The sequence below is a fragment of the Amycolatopsis deserti genome (genome assembly GCF_014653945.1).
GTDB lineage: Bacteria > Actinomycetota > Actinomycetes > Mycobacteriales > Pseudonocardiaceae > Amycolatopsis_E > Amycolatopsis_E deserti.
Map to the genome: position 1 here is coordinate 1 of NZ_BNAU01000002.1, position 18,724 is coordinate 18,724.

The 18,724-nt window shown below is 72.9% G+C and carries 17 protein-coding genes; 2 read left to right on the forward strand and 15 right to left on the reverse strand.

The window, feature by feature from the left end:
• Positions 1-177: 177 nt before the first annotated feature.
• The 11 genes from tyrS to IE290_RS08545 form a co-directional block, all read right to left on the reverse strand.
• Positions 178-1,452: a tyrosine--tRNA ligase gene (gene tyrS, locus IE290_RS08495; protein WP_191244012.1), complete on the reverse strand. Its 1,275-nt coding sequence runs from the start codon at positions 1,450-1,452 to the stop codon at positions 178-180.
• 30 nt (positions 1,453-1,482) lie between these two features.
• On the reverse strand, positions 1,483-2,106 hold the full coding sequence (locus IE290_RS08500) for a DNA-3-methyladenine glycosylase (protein ID WP_191244013.1): 624 nt from the start codon (positions 2,104-2,106) through the stop codon (positions 1,483-1,485).
• Positions 2,103-2,714 carry a VOC family protein gene (locus tag IE290_RS08505; protein WP_229874339.1) on the reverse strand — a complete coding sequence of 204 codons (612 nt, stop codon included), beginning with the start codon at positions 2,712-2,714 and terminating at the stop codon, positions 2,103-2,105. The genes IE290_RS08500 and IE290_RS08505 overlap by 4 nt, the downstream gene beginning before the upstream one ends.
• Positions 2,711-4,129 (reverse strand): argininosuccinate lyase, encoded by a 1,419-nt coding sequence (argH, locus tag IE290_RS08510; RefSeq protein ID WP_191244015.1) that lies wholly within the window; start codon positions 4,127-4,129, stop codon positions 2,711-2,713. The genes IE290_RS08505 and argH overlap by 4 nt, the downstream gene beginning before the upstream one ends.
• A 20-nt stretch (positions 4,130-4,149) precedes the next feature.
• A complete protein-coding gene (locus IE290_RS08515) occupies positions 4,150-4,653 on the reverse strand; it encodes an arginine repressor (RefSeq protein ID WP_229874485.1) in 504 nt (167 codons plus the stop codon).
• A complete protein-coding gene (gene argF / locus IE290_RS08520; RefSeq protein WP_191244017.1) occupies positions 4,650-5,576 on the reverse strand; it encodes an ornithine carbamoyltransferase in 927 nt (308 codons plus the stop codon). The genes IE290_RS08515 and argF overlap by 4 nt, the downstream gene beginning before the upstream one ends.
• A 7-nt stretch (positions 5,577-5,583) precedes the next feature.
• Complete coding sequence (locus IE290_RS08525; RefSeq protein WP_191244018.1) at positions 5,584-6,783, reverse strand: acetylornithine transaminase; 1,200 nt, start codon at positions 6,781-6,783, stop codon at positions 5,584-5,586.
• Positions 6,783-7,697 carry an acetylglutamate kinase gene (gene argB / locus IE290_RS08530; RefSeq protein WP_017981990.1) on the reverse strand — a complete coding sequence of 305 codons (915 nt, stop codon included), beginning with the start codon at positions 7,695-7,697 and terminating at the stop codon, positions 6,783-6,785. The genes IE290_RS08525 and argB overlap by 1 nt, the downstream gene beginning before the upstream one ends.
• Positions 7,694-8,854 carry a bifunctional glutamate N-acetyltransferase/amino-acid acetyltransferase ArgJ gene (argJ, locus tag IE290_RS08535; protein ID WP_191244019.1) on the reverse strand — a complete coding sequence of 387 codons (1,161 nt, stop codon included), beginning with the start codon at positions 8,852-8,854 and terminating at the stop codon, positions 7,694-7,696. The genes argB and argJ overlap by 4 nt, the downstream gene beginning before the upstream one ends.
• Positions 8,851-9,879, reverse strand: coding sequence for an N-acetyl-gamma-glutamyl-phosphate reductase (gene argC / locus IE290_RS08540; protein ID WP_191244020.1), 1,029 nt, complete (start codon positions 9,877-9,879; stop codon positions 8,851-8,853). The genes argJ and argC overlap by 4 nt, the downstream gene beginning before the upstream one ends.
• Positions 9,880-10,582: 703 nt before the next feature.
• Positions 10,583-11,083 (reverse strand): helix-turn-helix domain-containing protein, encoded by a 501-nt coding sequence (locus IE290_RS08545; protein ID WP_191244021.1) that lies wholly within the window; start codon positions 11,081-11,083, stop codon positions 10,583-10,585.
• 127 nt (positions 11,084-11,210) lie between these two features.
• On the opposite strand from IE290_RS08545, the gene IE290_RS08550 reads away from it, so the two are divergent.
• Entirely contained in the window at positions 11,211-11,762 is a 552-nt protein-coding gene (locus IE290_RS08550) for a DUF4240 domain-containing protein (RefSeq protein ID WP_191244022.1), read from the forward strand.
• A gap of 56 nt (positions 11,763-11,818) precedes the next feature.
• Here IE290_RS08550 and IE290_RS08555 read toward each other — a convergent pair whose 3' ends face one another.
• Entirely contained in the window at positions 11,819-13,399 is a 1,581-nt protein-coding gene (locus tag IE290_RS08555; RefSeq protein WP_191244023.1) for an alpha/beta hydrolase, read from the reverse strand.
• A 121-nt stretch (positions 13,400-13,520) separates the two neighbouring features.
• Here IE290_RS08555 and IE290_RS08560 point away from each other — a divergent pair, with 121 nt between their 5' ends.
• Entirely contained in the window at positions 13,521-14,222 is a 702-nt protein-coding gene (locus IE290_RS08560) for a DNA alkylation repair protein (RefSeq protein ID WP_191244024.1), read from the forward strand.
• On the opposite strand, the gene pheT is transcribed toward IE290_RS08560, so the two are convergent.
• The 3 genes from pheT to IE290_RS08575 form a co-directional block, all read right to left on the reverse strand.
• Positions 14,219-16,738, reverse strand: coding sequence for a phenylalanine--tRNA ligase subunit beta (gene pheT / locus IE290_RS08565; protein WP_191244025.1), 2,520 nt, complete (start codon positions 16,736-16,738; stop codon positions 14,219-14,221). The genes IE290_RS08560 and pheT overlap by 4 nt on opposite strands.
• Positions 16,739-17,806 carry a phenylalanine--tRNA ligase subunit alpha gene (gene pheS / locus IE290_RS08570; RefSeq protein WP_191244026.1) on the reverse strand — a complete coding sequence of 356 codons (1,068 nt, stop codon included), beginning with the start codon at positions 17,804-17,806 and terminating at the stop codon, positions 16,739-16,741. It abuts the gene before it with no gap.
• Positions 17,807-17,902: 96 nt separating this feature from the next.
• A complete protein-coding gene (locus tag IE290_RS08575) occupies positions 17,903-18,721 on the reverse strand; it encodes a TrmH family RNA methyltransferase (protein WP_191245079.1) in 819 nt (272 codons plus the stop codon).
• Positions 18,722-18,724 lie beyond the last annotated feature (3 nt).

The window sequence follows — 18,724 nt, forward strand, 5'->3', positions numbered from 1 at the left end:
CGGCGGCGGTCACCCACTCTACCACCATCGGTGGGAGCTTGGTTCGTGACCCCCCGCCCGGTACCCCGTGCTCCTCGGCCTCTCGGCTCCGGCCCGGTCTCCCTGGCGACGAAAAGAACTTTACATGGTCGGAAACCCCCCTCGAACAGGGGGGTCCCTTAACCGCGTTTCCCCTGGTCAGGCCAGCAATTTGACCCCGGCGGTGTTCCGCTTGCCCCGGCGGACCACGAGCCACGTCCCGTGCAGGGCGTCCGTGCGCTCCGGTCGCCACTCCTCGTCGGCGATCTTCGCGTTGTTCACGTACGCGCCGCCCTCCTTCACGGTGCGCCGGGCCGCGCCCTTGCTGTCGACGAGACCCGTCGCCACGAGCAGGTCGACGATCGTCGGCTCGTCCGCGAGCCGCACCTCACCGACCGGCACCTCGGCCATGACCGCGTCGAGCGTGCGCGCGTCCAGCTCCGCCAGCTCACCGCGGCCGAACAGCGCCTGGCTCGCGGCGATCACCTGGCGCGTCTGGTCCTCGCCGTGCACCAGCGTGGTCAGCTCCTCGGCGAGCCGGCGCTGCCCGGCCCGCAGGTGCGGCTTCTCCTCGGTCAGGCGCGCGATCTCCTCGATCTCCTCCCGCGGCACGAACGTCAGCATCCGCAGGTACGGCAGGACGTCGGAGTCGGGGACGTTCACGAAGTACTGGAACCACGCGTACGGCGAGGTCATCTCCGGGTCGAGCCAGAGGTTCCCGCCCCCGGTGGACTTGCCGAACTTGCGGCCCTCCGAGTCGGTCACCAGCGGCGTGGTCAGCGCGTGCACGGCCGCGCCGTCGACCTTGCGGATGTAGTCCACCCCGCCGACGATGTTGCCCCACTGGTCGGAACCGCCGATCTGCAGCTTCGTCCCGTACTGGCGGAACAGCCGCAGGTAGTCGTAGGACTGCAGGAGCAGGTAGCTGAACTCGGTGTAGGAGATGCCGTCGGTCGCCAGACGGCGCTTGACCGTCTCGCGCGCCAGCATCACGTTGACCGAGAAGTGCTTGCCGACGTCGCGCAGGAAGTCCAGCGCGGACACGTCCTTGAACCAGTTGAGGTTGTTCTCCACGATCGCCCCGGTGGGCGAGTCGTCGAAGTCCACGAACTTCTCTAGCTGCACCCGGATCTTCTCCAGCCGGGCGGCGGTCACCTCGGGCGTGACCAGCGAGCGCTCACCCACGTCCCGCGGGTCGCCGATCTGGCCGGTCGCTCCCCCGCCGAGCACGATCGGCCGGTGCCCGGCCTGCTGGAACCGCGCGAGCGTCAGCAGCTGGACGAGGTGGCCGGCGTGCAGGCTCTCCGCGGTCGGGTCGAAGCCGCCATAGAGGGTGAGCGGACCGGCGTCCAGATCCTTCCGCAGCGCATCGAGGTCGGTGGACTGCGCGATCAGCCCGCGCCAGGACAGTTCGTCGAGGATGTGTTCGCTCACGGCTCGATACTCTCCTACGAGGTCAACCGACTATTTGGCGGGGCGCACCCGTCCGCCGCGCCGGTAGAGCGACACCGCGGGCGAGTCGTCGATCCAGAACCGCCACGGCGTGTCCATCGCCGCCGCCACCCCGACGCGCGGGCCGGACCGGACGCGCTCGGCGGGGATCTCCTCGCCCGTCAGCAGGCGCACCGGCGAGTCCGGGTCGACCAGGTCGGCGCCGTTGTGCTGGGGGCCGATGCCGAGCGCGGAGGTCAGCCGGGCCGGGCCGCGGGCCAGTTCGACGTCCCGGCGCGCGGCCTTGCGCCGGGAGCGGGCCAGGTCGGCGCCCGAGGTGACCTCGGCCGCGCGCAGCAGCACGGCGCCCGCCTCCCCGTCCTCCCGGCCCACCACGTTGGCGCAGAAGTGCATGCCGTAGACGAAGTACACGTACAGGTGACCCGCCGGCCCCCACATGACGGTGTTGCGCGCGGTGCGCCCGCGGTAGCAGTGCGACGCCGGATCCTCCTCCCCGCGGTAGGCCTCCACCTCGACCAGGCGCGCACGGACGGTGCCCTCGGGGCCCGTGGACTCCAGCACCGAGCCGAGCAGCACGTGCGCCAGGTCGACCGGGTCGATCGCCAGCTCCTCGCGCTTGAACAGCCGCCCGCTCATCGCAGCACCACCTCGCCGCCGGGGGTGGCGAGCACCGCCTCCAGGCGCGGGCCGGGACCGGTGACGACCGTCAGCGCGGCCCCGAGCGCGGCGAGCGGGCCGGCAACCAGGCCCGGGTCCGGATGGACACCGGTCAGCGACACCAGCGTGACGCCGCCGGGCAGGGCGTCGGCCGGATGCGGCGAGTCCTGCCAGTCGATCAGGAACGGCACCACTCCCCCGTCCTCGAGCGGGAAGGCCAGCGACCAGCTCAGCAGCACGCCGTCGGGCCGCCGCCGGGACATCGGCAGCGCCTCGCCGAACGGGTAGCCGGCCGTACGCGACCGCGCCAGCGCCCCGGCCAGGTCCGGCACCCGGACCGCCCAGGTGACCAGGCGCGGTCCGGTCAGGTCGTCGATGCCGAACCAGCGCGGCCCCTCCGGCGCGTCCTGCTCCGGGTCCGGGCCGATGACCTCCAGGTACGCGCCGTCGCCGAGACCGGCCAGGTGGTTGCGGGTGCCGCGGCCGGGGTGCGGTCCGCCGGGCACGAGGTCGATCCCGCGCCCGCGCAGGTCCGCCACCGTCCCGGCGAGGTCCGGTGTCGCGTAGACGAGGTGGTCGAGGTTCACCCGATCCACTGCCGGTGGTCGGCGACCCGCGCGACGAGCCGGTCGAGCTGCTCGGCCACGCGTGCCGGGGCGGTGCCACCGCGGGCGTCCCGGGAGGCCACCGAGCCCTCGACGGTCAGCACCTCCCGCACCCGCGGGGTGAGCGCCGGGCTGATCTTCTCCAGCTCCTCGTCGGCGAGCTCGTCCAGGCCCGCACCGCGCGCCTCCGCGACCCGCACGCACTCCCCCGCGGCCTCGTGCGCGACGCGGAACGGCACGCCCTGCCGAACCAGCCACTCGGCGATGTCGGTGGCCAGGGTGAAGCCGGCCGGGGCGAGCTCGGCGAGCCGCTCGGTGTGGAAGGTCAGCGTGCCGACCATCCCGGCGATGGCCGGGAACAGCAGCTCCAGCTGCTCGACCGAGTCGAAGACCGGTTCCTTGTCCTCCTGCAGGTCCCGGTTGTAGGCCAGCGGCATGCCCTTGAGCGTGGCGAGCAGGCCGGTCAGGTTGCCGATCAGCCGTCCGGACTTGCCGCGCGTCAGCTCGGCGACGTCCGGGTTCTTCTTCTGCGGCATGATCGAGCTGCCGGTGGCCCACGCGTCGTCGAGCGTGACGTAGCCGAACTCGGCGGTGTTCCAGATGATGACCTCTTCGGCGATGCGGGAGAGGTTCACCCCGAGCATGGCCAGCACGAACGCGAACTCGGCGGCGAAGTCGCGGGACGCGGTGCCGTCGATCGAGTTCTCCACGCTGGTGGCGAACCCCAGTTCGGCGGCCACGGCCTCCGGGTCGAGCCCGAGCGACGACCCGGCCAGCGCGCCCGAGCCGTAGGGCGATTCGGCGGTGCGGGCGTCCCAGTCCCGCAGCCGGCTCACGTCGCGCAGCAGCGACTGCGCGTGCGCCAGCAGGTGGTGCGCCAGCAGGACCGGCTGCGCGTGCTGGAGGTGGGTGCGGCCGGGCAGGATCGCGTCCGGATGCCGCCGCGCCTGCGCGACCAGGGCGTCGACGACGTCCAGCGTGCCCGCGGCGACGCGCTTGCCGGCGTCGCGCAGCCACATCCGGAACAGCGTGGCGACCTGGTCGTTGCGGGAGCGGCCGGCGCGCAGCTTGCCACCCAGCTCGGCGCCCGCGCGCTCGATGAGGCCGCGCTCCAGCGCGGTGTGCACGTCCTCGTCGGCGACCGTCGGCGTGAAGGCACCGGAGGAGACGTCCGCGGCGAGCGTGTCCAGCGCCGCGAGCATGCGGGTCAGCTCGTCCGCGGTCAGGAGACCGGCCTGGTGCAGCACCCGGGCGTGGGCGCGGGAGCCGGCGATGTCGTAGGGCGCCAGCCGCCAGTCGAAGTGCGTCGACGCGCTCAGTGCCGCCATCGCCTCGGCCGGGCCGCTGCTGAAGCGCCCGCCCCAGAGCGCGATCCCCGGTTGGCCGTTGTCTGCCATGTGTTCGTCTCAGCCTTCGCTCATTCGTGGTGGTCCAAGTCCAAAGTAGAGGAACGCCGCGCCAGCGCCGAGAACCGGTCGGCCAGGTCCCGGCCGGTGAGCGGCTCGCGCGCGATCACCGCGACGGTGTCGTCCCCGGCGATCGACCCGACCACCTCCTCCAGCGCGGCCCGGTCGATCGCGCTGGCCAGGAACTGCGCCGCGCCCGGGGGCGTGCGCAGCACCGTCAGGTTGCCCGAGGAGTCCACCGACACCATCAGCTCGGCCAGCAGCCGGGACAGCCGCGACGTGCCGCCCTGGACTCCGCGCACCGGGCTGCCGTCCTCCGGGATCACGTACACCGGCGCACCGGAGTCCGCGCCCCGCAGCTTGACCGCGCCCAGCTCGTCGAGGTCCCTGGACAACGTAGCCTGCGTGACCTCGACGCCCTCGGCGGCCAGCAGCTTCGCCAGCTCGGTCTGGCTGCGGATGGCCATCGACGAGACCAGCTCGACGATGCGGGCCTGCCGGGCGGCGCGGCTCATCGTCGTTCGTTCATGAGCCATACCAACAACGCTTTCTGAGCGTGCAGACGGTTTTCGGCCTCGTCCCACACCGCGCTCGCCGGGCCGTCGATCACCTCGTCGGTGATCTCCCAGCCACGGTGGGCGGGCAGGCAGTGCAGCACGATCGCGTCGTCCCCGGCCTCGGCCAGCAGCTCGGTGTTGACCTGCAGCTTCTTGAACGGCGTGACGCGGTCCATGCCGTCGTTCTCCTGGCCCATCGAGGTCCAGGTGTCGGTGACCAGGACGTCGGCGCCCTCGACCGCGGCGTGCGGTTCGGTGAACAGGCCCACGCTGCCGCCGGTCTCCGCCGCGCGCTTGCGCGCGTCGGTCACCACGTCCGCGTCCGGCTGGAAGCCCTCCGGCGCGACGACCCGCACGTGCAGGCCGGCGGTCACCCCGCCGAGCAGCAGCGAGTGGGCCATGTTGTTGGCGCCGTCGCCGAGGTAGGTCAGGGTCAGCCCGGCGAGCGTGCCCTTGCGCTCGCGGATGGTCTGCAGGTCCGCTAGCACCTGGCACGGGTGGAACTCGTCGGTCAGGGCGTTGACCACCGGGACCGTGGCGGCCGAGGCCATCGCGACGATGCGCTGCTGGGCGAAGGTGCGCCAGACGACGGCGTCGACGTAGCGTGAGAGCACCCGCGCGGTGTCCTCGATCGTCTCCTCGCGCCCCAGCTGCATCGAGCGGCCGTCCACGATGATCGGGTGGCCGCCCAGCTGGGCGATGCCGACCTCGAACGACAGCCGCGTGCGGGTCGAGTTCTTCTCGAACAGCACGGCGACCGACTTGGGGCCGGCCAGTGCCCGGTTGGACAGCGGGTCCTTCTTCAGCTCGGCGGCCAGGTCGAGGACGGCGAGCTGTTCGTCCGGGGTGAGGTCGTCGTCGCGCAGGAAGTGGCGGAGCATCGGGCAGTCAGTCCTTCGTGGTGGTGGTGTCGAGCGCGGCGGGCAGCGCGGCGAGGAAGCCCTCGGCCTGCTCCTGGCTCAGGATCAGGGGCGGGGCCAGCCGGATCGTGTCCGGGGCGACCGGGTTGACCAGGTAGCCCGCGGCCTGGGCGGCCTGGGCGACGGCGGGCGAAACCGGCTCGTTGAGCATGACGCCGATCAGCAGGCCCGCGCCGCGCACGCCCTTGACCAGCGGGTGGGCCATCTCCTCGACCCCGGCGGCGATGTCCTTGCCCACGCGGGAGACGTGGTCGATCAGGCCGTCGCGGGCGATCGCGCGCAGCACCGCGAGCCCGGCCGCGCAGCACACCGGGTTGCCGCCGAAAGTGGTGCCGTGCTGGCCGGGTTTGAGCAACTCGCCCGCCTCGCCGACGCCGATCACCGCGCCCAGCGGCAGGCCACCGCCGAGGCCCTTGGCCAGGGTGATGACGTCCGGGACGATGCCGGCCCGCTGGAAGGCGAACCAGTCGCCGGTGCGGCCGATGCCGGTCTGCACCTCGTCGAGCACCAGCAGGGTGCCGGTGGCCTTGGTGATCTCGCGGGCGGCCTGCAGGTAGCCGTCGGGGGCGGGGATGACGCCGGCCTCGCCGAGGATCGGCTCGAGGAACACCGCGGCGGTGTCGGTGTCGACAGCCGCGCGCAGAGCCTCGACGTCGCCGAACGGGACGTGCACGACGCCGGGAACCAGCGGCTCGAACGGCTGCTTCTTGCCGGGCTGGCCGGTCAGCGACAGCGAGCCCATGGTGCGGCCGTGGAAGGCGCCCTCGCAGGCGACCACCTTGGTGCGGCCGGTGAGCCTGCTGATCTTCAGCGCCGCCTCGTTGGCCTCCGCACCGGAGTTGACGAACAGGACCTTGCCCTGCCCGGCCAGGCCGGCGACATCGAGCAGCGCCTCGGCCAGCTCGACGGTGACCGGGTTGACGTAGAGGTTGGACGTGTGGCCCAGCTTGGTGATCTGCTCGGTCACCGCGGCCACGATGTCCGGGTGGGCGTGCCCGAGCGCGTTGACCGCGATGCCGCCGACCAGGTCGACGTACTCGGTGCCGTCGGCGTCCCAGACGCGGGCGCCCTCGCCGCGCACCAGCGTCAGGCCGGGGGTGCCGTAGTTGTCCATGAGGGCGGACTGCCAGTGCTGCCGGCCGTCCGCGTTGGAGGTGAGCGCGTCCATCAGGACTCCTGTTCGGGGAGGACCATGGTGCCGATCCCGCGGGAGGTGAAGACCTCCAGCAGGACCGAGTGGGCGATGCGGCCGTCGATGACGTGGGCGCGGCGGGTGCCGCCGCGCACCGCGCGCACGCAGGCCTCCATCTTCGGGATCATGCCGCTGGCCAGGGTCGGGAGCAGTTCCTCGAGCCGGTCCACGCGGATCCGGTCGATCAGCGACGAGCGGTCCGGCCAGTTGGCGTAGAGGCCCTCGACGTCGGTGAGCACGACCAGCTTCTCGGCGTCCAGCGCGGCGGCGAGCGCGCCGGCCGCGGTGTCGGCGTTGACGTTGTGCACCACGCCGTCGGCGTCCGGGGCCACTGTGGACACCACCGGGATACGGCCGGCGTTGACGATGTCCAGCACCGCGTCCGGGTTGACCGAGGCGACCTCGCCGACCAGGCCGACGTCGACGGACTCGCCGTTCACGGTCGCCTGTTTGCGTTCGGCGGTGAACAGCTGGGCGTCCTCGCCGGAGATGCCGACCGCGTACGGGCCGTGGGCGTTGATGAGCCCGACCAGCTCGCGGCTGACCTGGCCGACCAGGACCATGCGGACGATGTCCATCGTCTCCGGGGTGGTGACGCGCAGGCCGCCGCGGAACTCGCCCTCGATGCCGAGCCGGCTCAGCATCGCGGTGATCTGCGGGCCGCCGCCGTGCACGACGACCGGGCGCAGGCCGGCCAGCCGCAGGAACACCATGTCCTGGGCGAAGGCGCGCTTGAGCTCGTCGTCGATCATCGCGTTGCCGCCGTACTTGACGACAACGGTGGCGCCGTGGAAGCGCTGCAGCCAGGGCAGCGCTTCGATCAGCACGCCGGCCTTCTCGGCCGCGGTGGCCATCCGGTCGTCGGCCGCGACCAGTTCGGGAGGAGTCATGAGGAGTAGGCGCTGTTCTCTTCGACGTAGGCGTGCGACAGGTCGGTGGTGAAGATCGTGGCTTCGCTGGCGCCGATGCCCAGGTCGATCACGATCTCGATGGCGCGGCCGGACAGGTCGGCCGCGGAACGGTCGGCCGCCGTGGTGCCGTTCGCGAACAGGGTGACGCCGTTGATGCTGATCGACAGCGTGCCCGGGTCGATCTCGGCCTGGGCGCGGCCGACCGCCATCGCGACGCGGCCCCAGTTCGGGTCCGAGCCGAACAGCGCGGTCTTGACCAGGTTGTCCTCGGCGACGGTGCGGCCGACGTTGATCGCGTCCTGCTCGCTGGCGGCGCCGCGCACGACGACGTCGACCTCCTTGGTGACGCCCTCGGAGTCGGCGCGCAGCTGCTGGACCAGGTCCATGCAAGCGGCGGTGAGGACGTCGGTGAACTCGTCCAGGCCCGGGGTGATGCCGCTGGCGCCCGACGCGAGCACGAGGACGGTGTCGTTGGTGGACGTGCCGCCGTCCACATCCAGCCGGTCGAAGGTGACGCGGGTGGCGGCGCGCAGCGCGGCGTCGAGCGCGTCCGGGTCGACGACCGCGTCGGTGGTGAGGACCGACAGCATCGTCGCCAGGTTCGGCGCGAGCATGCCCGCGCCCTTGGCGAACCCGCCGACGCTCCAGCCGCCGTCGTGGCTCTGCAACGTCTGCTTCGGTTTGCTGTCGGTGGTCATCACGGCGGTGGCGGCCGCCAGGGCCGACTCGGCGGTGGTGTCCAGCGCTTTGACCGCGGCGTCCACACCGGACAGCACGGCCGGCATGGGCAGCCGCTCCCCGATCAGGCCGGTCGAGCAGACCGCCACGTCGATCGCGCCGACCTCGAGCAGCTCGGCGACCTTCTCGGCGGTGGCGTGCGTGTCCTGGAAGCCGCCGGGGCCGGTGGCCGCGTTCGCGCCGCCGGAGTTGAGGACGACCGCGCGCAACCGCTTGTGCCGCAGCACTTCCTGGGACCAGAGCACCGGCGCCGCCTTGACGACGTTGCGGGTGAACACGCCCGCCGCCGCCTGCTCGGGCCCGTCGTTGACGACGAGCGCGAGGTCCAGGGCGCCGGAATCCTTGATCCCGGCGGCCACGCCTGCGGCGCGGAACCCCTTCGGTCCGGTCACGGTCACGGTGCGACTCCTACTGTCGGAAGGCCGGTGGTCTCGGGGAGACCGAGTGCGATGTTCATGGACTGGATGGCGCCGCCCGCGGTGCCCTTGGTCAGGTTGTCGATCGCGGCCACGACGACCAGGCGGCCCGCGTCGGCGTCCACCGCGACCTGCAGCTGCACGTTGTTCGAGCCCAGCGTCGCCGAGGTGACCGGCCAGCTGCCCTCGGGCAGGACCTGCACGAACGGCTCGGCCTGGTAGGCCTTCTCGTACACCGCGCGCGCCGCCGCCGTGTCGGTCTCGCCGGCCAGCGGCGCGCTCGCCGTGGTGAGGATGCCGCGCGGCATCGGCGCGAGCACCGGCGTGAACGACACGGTCACCGGCACCCCGGCGACCGAGCTGAGGTTCTGCGCGAACTCGGGCGTGTGCCGGTGCGCGCCGCCGACGCCGTACGCGCTCGCCGAGCCCATCACCTCGGAGCCGAGCAGGTGCGGCTTGAGGCTCTTGCCCGCGCCGGACGTGCCCGTGACCGCCGTGATGGTCACCTCCGGCCGCACCAGGCCGGCCGCCAGCGCCGGGGCCAGCGCGAGCGTGCCGCCGGTCGGGAAGCAGCCCGGCACGGCGATCCGCTTGGTGCCGGCCAGCTTCTCCCGCGCGCCCGGCAGCTCGGGCAGGCCGTAGGGCCAGGTGCCGGCGTGGTCGCCGCCGTACCAGCGCTGCCAGTCGGCCGCGCTGGTCAGGCGGTGGTCCGCGCCCAGGTCGACGACCAGCACGTCCGGCCCGAGCTGGGCCGCGATCTCCGCTGAATGACCATGCGGCAGCGCGAGGAAGACCACGTCGTGGCCGCCCAGCGTCTCGGCGCTGGTTTCCTGCAGGATGCGCCCGGCCAGCGGGACCAGGTGGGGCTGATGCTGACCCAGTGGGGTGCCGGCACTGCTCGCCGCCGTCACCGCACCGATTTCGACCTCGGGATGCGCCAGCAGCAGGCGGAGGGCTTCCCCGCCCGCGTACCCGCTCGCCCCGGCCACCGCGACCTTCACCGTCATACGAATGATTATGCATTGCGACGGAAGATCAATCAAACAAGTTCGGGCGGGGTCACACCGGCCAGGCGGCGGGCGCGCGTCAGCGCTCAGCTGCCACGGTCACCTCCGGAGTGGGTCGGGCCGCGATGCGCGAGGCCCTCGCCCGAGCCCAGCCCCCCGGGGCTGCGGCCGAGGCCGCAGCCCTGGGGCCACTGGCCCGCCCAAGGTTCGACGCGCTCCCGTACGCCCTAGCGAAGCGGCGACGCCGTCATGCGGCGCCACCACCCCCTCCGGCGGAGTCCCACCGCAGGGCCGGGCGGGCGAGCGTCAGCGCCCAGCCGCCATCGTCACCTCCGGCAGCCGGGTCGTGCCGACGATGCGCGAGGCCCGCCCGAGCCCGGCCCCCGGGCCTGCGGCCGAGGCTGCGGCCCCGGGGGCACCACCGGCCCCGGAGTTCGACGTGCTCCCGTAGGCATCGGAGTAGCGGCAGCCCCTGTCAGGCGGCATCACCACTCCCCTCCGGCGGAGTCCCACCGCAGGGCCGTAGCGGGCGAGCGTCAGCGTTTAGCCGCCATCGTCACCTCCCGGAGCCGAGCCGTGCCGACGATGCAACCGGCTCTCGCCTGGGCGAGCCCGGCCCGGGACTGCGGCCGAGTCCGCAGTTCCAGAGTCACCATGGGCCCACCTGGACTCCGAGGTGCTCCCGCGCGCCCTCGCGACCCCTTCAGGCGGCATCACCACTCCCCTCCGGCGGGGTCCGCATGCTCGGCGGGTCGGGCAGGTACTCCCCGCGACGCTCGGGGTCGCAACCCACCCGCGGCAGCCGCGCCCGGATGCCGCCGGGACTGCGGCCGAGCTCGCGGGCGATGTCCGCCACGCTCTCGCCCGCGATCCACCGCCGCTCGAGTTCCGCGTCGAGTTCCGGCGTCCACGGCCGGCCCTGGCTGGCCGGCCGGTCGCGTCCTCTCCGCCCGCCCGGATCGGCCAGGGCGGCGTGATGTCGCAAGGTCTCCGACAGCACCGAGCCGAGCGTCTCCGCCGCACTGGCGGCGACTTCGATCTGCCCGTCGGCGACGGGCTCGCCCTCGGCTCCGGCGGCGCCGACCCGGATCACGAGCCGGTCGGCGAGGAGGTCACGGTCACCGTCCGGCAGCGCGGTGACCTCGATGGAAAAGGTGGTGTTGCCGGCCCGGAGCGTGCTCCGGTGCTCTTGAATGATGTTCATGGCGGGCACGCTAGCGACCCCCACCGACAATTTTCGGCGCACCGTCCGTCGCGGGGCGGTCGCGGACCGAAATTGTCAGACCCCCCGCCTAACGTTGTTCGCCTCATCACGGACCACTGGGGGAGACATGAGGGAACACCAGTTCTGGCGGCTCGTCACCGGACGGACGGTCGCGGAGATCGGCGAGCTCCTGCGCGGACGGCCGGCGCTGGAGGTCATCCGGTTCCACCACCACTTCCGGCGCCTCCACCTGCGCGCCTGCCGGTGGGACGTGTGGACGGCGTTCGGCCTGATCTGCGGCGGCGCCGGAGCGGCCCAGTTACGCGACGGCGTGTGCTGGCTGATCCTGCGGGGCCGCCGCATCTACCACCGGGTGGTGGTGAACCCGGACGTGCTCGCGGAGTTCCGGATCGACCCCCTGGAGATCACCCCATCCGGTGATCTTGCGGGCCTGGCCCGGCGGCTGCTGACGCCGCCCGGGTCGGGCGAGGTCGCCGCGGCGTGCGGCGAGGCGATCGCCGCCATCCTGGGTGAAGCCGGCCCGCACGGATCACCACCTGGTGAGCGCCCCGCGCTCGACGCCGACACGCTGGCGCGCTGCTACCCGCGGCTCACCGCTCGGTATGGGCTCGTGCCTGAGCCGATCACCGGGCTCACGTCGTCGCGGACGAGCCGATGAGCAACGACGAGCTGCCTCACGCATCCACGCCGGCGCGGAAGACGAGTCCCGCGCCCCTAACGGACCGCGGCCCGCAGAGCCTCGGTCAGCTCGGCCGGTTGTCCGGTGTCCACTCGATCCGCGCGCGTGCCTGGCGCACCTTCCGGCACCGGTTCGGGCAATGGTTCGCACACCGCGTCCGGGCCGTTGCCTCGCTGCCGCGGCGGCAGCGCACCGGTGGCGAGGTAGTCCGCGATCCGGTCGTCCACGCACGCGTTGCCCGAGAGCGAGCCGGCGTGGGTGGTGCCGCCCGGCTCGGCGATCAGGCTCGACTGCGGGAACCGGCGGCGCACCTCCAGGTTCCCGGTGAACGGGGTGGCGGCGTCCAGCTCCTCCCCGATCAGCAGGGCGCCCGCCACACCGCGGCCGTCGACGTCGACCGGCTTGCCCGCGGGCGCCGGCCAGGTGCGGCACGGGGCGTTGTACCAGGCGTTGCCCCACGTCTCGAACGGCGCCTTCGCGTAGGTGATCCAGTTGTCGACCTTCCACGTGGTCCAGTTCCGCGGCCACGGGGCGTCGGTGCACTGCACGGCGTTGTAGACGGCGAACCCGTTGTCGTCGCCGGGCGAGTTCGTGTTGTCGTACCGGGTCTTGAGCGTCTGCCAGTCGCGCTGGTGCACCCAGCCGGCGAAAGCCCCGGCCAGGTCCACCCACGTCGACTGGTAGTACCCGGCCTGCAGGAAGATGTCGGTCCACTCGGCCGGACCGATCACGCCACCCGCCGGCGCCCGGGTCAGCTCACGCTGCTGGGCGTACCACAGGTCCTCGACGGCCTTGCCCGTCGTGCCCAGGTGGTACACCGCGTCGTGGCGGGCGATCCAGTCGAAGTAGACCTTGATGTTGCGGTCGAAGGCGACGTCCTGGTCCAGGTTGGCCTGGTAGAAGACCTTCCGCGGATCGACGTTGCTGTCCAGCACCATCCGCCGCACCCGCTGCGGGTACAGCGTCGCGTACACCTGGCCCAGATAGGTGCCGTAGGAGAAGCCGTAGTAGTTGATCTGCTCCGCGCCCAGCGCCTTGCGCAGGCTGTCCAGGTCCCGCGCCACGTCGGTGGTGCGCATGTGCCGCAGCAGCGGGCCGTTCTTCTCGCACGCCGCCGCGTAGTCGGCGGAGGTCTGCAGCCACGTCCGTTCCAGTTCCGGCGTGCTCGGCACGTAGGCGGGCCGGTTGTAGCGGAAGTGGTCGGGATCGCAGGACAGCGCCGGGCGGCTCGATCCCACGCCCCGTGGGTCGAAGCCGATCCAGTCGTAGGAGTCGCCGGCGTCCTTCGGCACGGCCCGGCCGAGCGCGGACAGCCCGAGACCGGAGCCGCCGGGGCCGCCCGGATTGACGAGCATCACGCCCTGGTAGTCGGTGCTCGTGTGGCGCACCCGCGAGACCGCGAGCGAGATCTTCGCGCCGGCGGGATCCTGGTAGTCCAAGGGCACCTCGAGGAACCCGCATTCGGCACCGGCGCGCGCCAGGCCCGCGGAACCACATGGTTCCCAGCTGATCGGGGCCGGGGTGAACTGCGGCGGGGCCGCGGCGGCCGCGGGCACCGCCACCAGACAGCTCGCCAGCGCACCGGCCGCGAGGATCGCGGGCACGAGCTTGCTCACAGTGCTCCTTCTCGTCGACAGTGCGGTCAGAACCTCACCACAAGATCGTGGATCACGGCGCTTTCCGCCAGCCGACTCGCGGCGGAACCCGGGATGCCACCCGACGGAGACGGGAGCTCGGATGGACGAAGCGGACGAACTGGTCCAGGCCGCGCGGTCGGGGCTGGCGGAGCTGGCCGATCCGGTGAAGGCGCCGGAGATGCGCCGGTACATGAAGTCCGAGATGGACTTCCTGGGAGTGCCGAAACCGGAGCGGGCCAAGCTGGCGCGGCGCGTCTTCGGCGAGCATCCGCTGCCGGACCGGGAATCCTTCGTCGCGGCGGTGCGGACCCTGTGGCGGGAGGCCAACTTCCGGGAGGAGCGTTACCTGGCGATCGACCTCACCGGCCACCGGCCGTACGCGCGGTGGCAGGACCACGAGCTGGTGCCGCTCTACGAGGAGATGATCGTCACGGGAGCCTGGTGGGACTACGTGGACGAGATCGCCATCCGCCGCATCGGGCCGATCCTGCGGGCCGATCGGGACCGGGTGACGCCGGTGCTGCGGCAGTGGGCGCGCGACGCGGACAGGTGGCGGCGCCGGGCCGCGGTGATCTGCCAGGTGACTGCCAAGGCGGACACCGACCGCGACCTGCTGACCGCGGCGATCGAGGCCAACCAGGCCGACCGGGACTTCTTCCTGCGCAAGGGGATCGGCTGGGCGTTGCGCGACTACGCGCGCACGGAACCGGACTGGGTGCGTGCCTTCGTCGAGGCGCATCCCGCACTGTCGCCGTTGTCAGTGCGGGAAGCGCTCAAACACCTCGGCGGTGGATCCGGCTAGGCCCGCAGCTCCGCGCCGTAGCGCGAGCCGGCTTCGGCGACAGCGGCGTCGCGCGCCTGCGTCGCCTCCTCCACGGTGAGCGTGCGGTCCGGGGCGCGGAAGCGCAGCTTGTAGGCCAGCGACCGCTTGCCGTCGCCGACCTGGTCGCCGGTGTAGACGTCGAACAGCGAGGTGTCCTCGAGCAGGTCGCCGCCCCCGGCCACCAGCGCCTCCGCCAGGTCACTGGCAGGGACCTTCGCGTCGACGACCAGCGCGACGTCGAGCAGCACCGGCGGGTACGGCGAGATCACCGGGGCCGGCCTGCGCTCACGCAGCGGGATCGCGTCCAGGTCGAGTTCCATCGCGACGGTCCGCTTGGGCAGGCCGAGCGCCTCGATCACCTTGGGGTGCAGCTCACCGGCGTGCCCCACCGGCCAGTCGCCGACGAGGAGCTCGGCGCACCGGCCGGGGTGCCACGGTGCCAGCTCGGCGTTGCGCACGCGCAGCTCGACACCGGCGGCCTGACCGACCAGGCGCGCGGCCTGGACGGCGTCCGCCCAGCCGGCCTGCTCGCCCTTGCCCCACCAGCCGGCCTGCTCGCGCTGACCGGCGAGCACGACCGCGACGTGCTGCGGCTGGGCCGGCACCGCCGCTTCCAGCTGCGCCAGGTCCTCGTCCGACGGGCGTCCCGCGACACCCAGCTCCGGCATCGGGACGGGGCTCGCGCCGGGCAGGACGACCTGTCCGATGTGGAACAGCGCGAGGTCCTTGAAGCCACGGGATGCGTTGCGCTGCAACGCCTCCAGCAGGCCGGGCAGCAGGGTCGTCGCCAGCCGGTCCTTGTCGGCCTCCAGCGGGTTCCGCACCCGCACCGTCTTGCGGCGCACGTCGTCGGCGGGCAGGCCGAACGCGTCCCACACCGAATCGCCGACGAACGGGAACGGCTGGACCTCGACGTAGCCCGCCTCCGCCAGGGCGCGGGACACGGTGCGGCGGCGCCGCTGGGCGGCGGTCAGACCGGTGCCGGCCGGGGCGGTGGGCAGGACCGACGGGATGCTGTCGTAGCCCTCGAGCCGCAGCACCTCCTCGACGAGGTCGGCGGGCTGCTTCAGGTCGCCACGCCAGCTCGGCGGGGTCGCGGTCACCGTCGCGACGCCGTCGTCACCCGCGCCGACCGTGACCTTGCACCCGACCTGGTTCAGCCGCCGGACGGTCACCCCGCGGTCGTAGCGGACGCCCGCGATCTGGTCGGGCAGGCTGATCGGCATGGTGATGGGCGACGGCGGCTCGACGGCCCCGACGTCGGTGCGGCCGGGCTGGATGCTGCCGTCGCCGTAGGTGCGCAGCAGCCGGGAGGCCCGCTCCACCGCGGCCGCGCAGACCTGCGGGTCGGTGAACCGCTCGAACCGCTTGGCTGCCTCGGAGAACAACTTGTGCCGCCGCGCGGTGCGGCTGATCGACGGCGGGTCCCAGTGGGCGCCCTCGATCAGGACGTCGGTGCTCTCGGTGCTGATCTCGGTGCTCGCGCCGCCCATGGTGCCGGCCAGCGACACCGGGCCGCGCTCGTCGGCGATCACGACGTCGTCGGCGTCGAGCGTGCGCTCCACGTCGTCGAGGGTGGTGAGCTTCTCCCCCGGCTTCGCGCGCCGGACGACCAGACCGCCCTGCAGCGACGCGGTGTCCCACGCGTGCAGCGGCTGGCCGAGCTCGAGCATCACGTAGTTGGTGACGTCCACGGCCAGCGAGATCGACCGGATCCCCGCCAGCAGGAGGCGGCGGCGCATCCACCACGGGGTCGGGGCGCCGGCGTCGAGACCGGTCACCCGGCGCACGACGAACCGGTCGCAGCCGGTGGGGTCTTCGATCTCGACCGGCCAGGCCTCGCCCTCGGCGGCGGGCAGGTCGAGCGCGGCCGGGTCGCCGAAGGGCACGTCGAGCGCGGCGGCCAGCTCGCGCGCCAGCCCGCGGACCGACAGGGCGTACCCGCGGTCGGGAGTGGGCGTCAGGTCCAGCACGGTGTCGCCGAGACCGAGGACCTCGTGGCCGGAGTCGCCGGGGCTAGCCGTGGACGGCGGGAGCACCAGGATGCCGGTGTGGTCCTCGCCCAGGCCCAGCTCGCGCGCCGAGCAGATCATGCCGTCGCTGACGCGGCCGTAGGTCTTGCGCGCGGAGATCTCGAACGGCCCGGGCAGCACTGTGCCGGGCAGCGCCACGACGACCAGGTCGCCCTCGACGAAGTTGGTCGCCCCGCAGACGATGCCGCGGGTGCGGATGCCGGACGGGCCCTCGTTGTCCGCGGGCTCGTCTTCGGAGGCCTCCTCGCCGACGTCGACCCGGCAGAACCGGATCGGCTTCTTGAAGCCGGTCAGCTCCTCGATCTCGGCGACGCGACCGACCACGAGCGGCCCGGTGACCTGGTCGAGCGGGCGGACCTCGTCGACCTCGATGCCGATGCGGACGAAGGCCTCGGCCAGCTCCTGCGGTCCGACCTCGCCGGCATCCAGATGCTCGAGCAGCCAGCTGACGGGGACTCGCACTTAGGCCTCCGTTCCGAAGGGAAGGGTGAAGCGGACATCGCCTTCGACGATGTCGCGCATGTCGGGGATGCCGTTGCGGAACTGCAGGGTCCGCTCGATGCCCATGCCGAACGCGAAGCCGGAGTAGACGTCCGCGTCGACGCCGCAGGCGCGCAGCACGTTCGGGTGCACCATGCCGCATCCGCCCCACTCGACCCAGCCCGGGCCGCCGGCCTTCTCCTCGAACCACACGTCGACCTCGGCCGAGGGCTCGGTGAAGGGGAAGAAGTGCGGGCGCAGCCGCGTCCGGGACTTCTCGCCGAACATGGCGCGGGCGAACGCGTCCAGGGTGCCCTTGAGGTGGGCCATGGTGAGGCCCTTGTCCACCGCGAGGCCCTCGACCTGGGAGAACACCGGGGTGTGGGTGGCGTCCAGCTCGTCGGTGCGGTAGGTGCGGCCCGGGCAGACGACGTACACCGGCACGTCGCGGTGCAGCAGCGTGCGGGCCTGCACCGGCGAGGTGTGCGTGCGCAGCACCAGGCCGGAGCCGGGCTCGCCGGCGTAGAAGGTGTCCTGCATCTGCCGAGCCGGGTGGTCCTTGGCGAAGTTGAGCGCGTCGAAGTTGAACCACTCGGCTTCCAGCTCGGGGCCCTCGGCGACCTCCCAGCCCATGGCGACGAAGACGTCGGCGATCCGCTCGCTCACCGTGGTGAGCGGGTGCCGCGCGCCGCGCGGGATCCGGTCCCACGGCAGCGTGACGTCGACGGCCTCCTCACGCAGGACGCGCTCGTCGCGCTCGGCCAGCAGCGTGGCCCGCCGGGCGTCGAAGGCGGCCTGGATGGACTGGCGCGCCTCGTTGACGCGCTTGCCGACCTCGGCCTTCTCCTGCTTGGACAGGGAGCCGATGGCGCGGCGGGCGAGCATCAGCGGCGAGTGGTCACCCAGGTGGGCCGGCTTCACCGCGGCCAGGGCGTCCAGGTCGCCGGCGGCCTGGAACTCGGCCTCGGCGTGCTTCACCGCCGCCCCCAGGGTCTCGGGCGAGGTGGCCTCGGCCGGGGTCAGGTCCTGCTTCTCGGTGGCTCCGGACATAACTCCTCGGTGTCCGCTGGACGGGATCCGCCGTGCGAGGTGCACACGTGACGATTACCGGTGGATTCTAGGCGATCGCGATCCGGCACCGGCGCGTCACCCGGCCGGACAACGGGCCGCCATCGCGCTGGTGTACAGGCACACGGCGGCCGCCGTGGCCAGGTTGAGGCTCTCCGCCGCGCCGTAGAGCGGAATCCGGACCGGAAGGTCGACCGCGGAGAGGACCTCGGCGGAGAGCCCGTGGGCCTCGTTGCCGAAGACCCACGCGGTCGGGGCGGCGGCGTCGATCGATCCCAGCTCGGTCTCGGCGTAGCCGTGGGCGCCGAGCAGGCGCAGCCCGGCCGCGCGGCAAGCGGCGAGCGCGGCGGCGGTGTCCCGCACGCGTGTGAGTGGGAGGTGGAAGACGCTGCCCGCGGAGGCGCGGACGCACTTGCCGTTGTGCGGGTCGACGCTGTCGCCGGTGAGGATGACCGCGTCGGCGCCGGCGGCGTCGGCGACCCGGATGACGGTGCCGGCGTTGCCGGGGTCGGCCACGCCGTCCAGCACCGCGACCAGCCGCGCGGTGCCGTCGAGCAGGCCCTCGAGGGGCCGGTCGAGCAGGGAGCAGACCGCGACGATGCCCTGCGGGGTCACGGTTTCCGACAGCCCGGCGGCGGCCCGGTCGGTGATCGGCGAGACGCGCACGCCCGCCTCACCAGCGGCGGCGACCAGGTCCGGGTGGGCTTGCGCGGCGCGTTCGGTGACGAACAGCTCGTGCACGGCACCGGGGTCGCGGGCCAGGGCCGCGCCGACGGCGTTTGCGCCCTCGGCGAGGAACCGGCCCGTCTTGTCGCGCTCGGCGCGGCGCGTCAGGCGCCGCGCAGCGACGACCCGGGGGGTCCGTTCGGTGAACGGAGCCGCCCCGGGCCGGGTCAGATC